Source organism: Armatimonas sp. (assembly GCF_031410135.1).
Classification (GTDB): domain Bacteria; phylum Armatimonadota; class Armatimonadia; order Armatimonadales; family Armatimonadaceae; genus Armatimonas.
In genome coordinates, this window is the sequence record NZ_JANNYP010000458.1 from 1 (window position 1) to 1067 (window position 1067).

Annotated in this window: 1 protein-coding gene; it reads left to right on the forward strand. The window is 62.1% G+C overall.

All coding sequences use genetic code 11. From position 1 onward, the window contains the following. Positions 1-24 precede the first annotated feature (24 nt). A partial coding sequence (locus RMO15_RS16975; protein ID WP_309714634.1) for a Sapep family Mn(2+)-dependent dipeptidase occupies positions 25-1067 on the forward strand: 1043 nt, incomplete at its 3' end.

Genomic DNA, 1067 nt, shown 5'->3' on the forward strand with positions numbered 1-1067 from the left:
AAGGGAGGGGGGTACAATACTGCTATGCATACCACTTTTGAAGCGTGGGTAGAGGCCCACAAAGACGAAATTATCGCTGAGACGCAGGCCGTTCTGCGGATTCCCTCAGTCAATGAGCCCGAGACCGTCGGGCCAAACGCCCCGTTTGGAAAGCCCTGCGCCGATGCGCTGGAGCACACGCTTGCTCTCTGCGCCTCAATGGGGATGCGAACGGAGAACTTCGGCGGCTACGCGGGCCACGCGGAGTTCGGCCCGGAAGACGCCCCGGAGATCGTCGCCATGCTCGGGCACCTCGACGTCGTGCCGCTGGGCTCCGGCTGGACGCGCGAGCCGTGGGGCGCGGAGATTGACGGTGACTGGCTCTATGCACGGGGTGCGTCCGATGACAAAGGCCCCACCTACGCGGCGCTTTTTGGCGCGAAGGCCGTTCTGGACTCTGGCTTACCACTCACACGCAAGATTCGCTTGATCTTCGGCTGTGACGAAGAGTCCGGCTGGGAGTGCATGCGCCACTACTTTGATGTCGCAAAGCAGCCCAAGCCCGATCTAGCTTTTACCCCGGACGCAGGCTTTCCGCTCTACTATGCTGAGAAGGGCAGCTTCACCCTCACGGCCACCAAGCCCATCGGGGAGTCACTGGTTGCCGTCTTTAGCTCTGGCCTGCGCCCCAACATGGTGCCCGACGAGGCCGAAGTCGTGCTGATTGGCTCGCCGGATCGCCTGGCCTACATCGCCAAGACCCTCAAGCGCCGCCGTAGCTTTAAAGTGACTGATGAGGGCGATAAAGCGCTACGCATCTGGGCCAAGGGCAAGGCCAGCCACGGAGCCTCGCCCCAAAAGGGTATCAACGCCGCCAAGAAGCTCGCCGAGGCACTCTTTGAGCTGTTTCCCGAGCCCTGGCTCTCCGAGCTAGTCGAGCGCTGCGCCTGCGACGGTTCGGGGATTGGGATTGCGGGAAAAGACGCGATCACGGGGGCACTCACTTGTAATGTCGGGATCGTGAACGTGCTGGATGGCACGCTCTCCATGACGTTTAACGTGCGCTACCCCGCCACCTGGGATGAGAG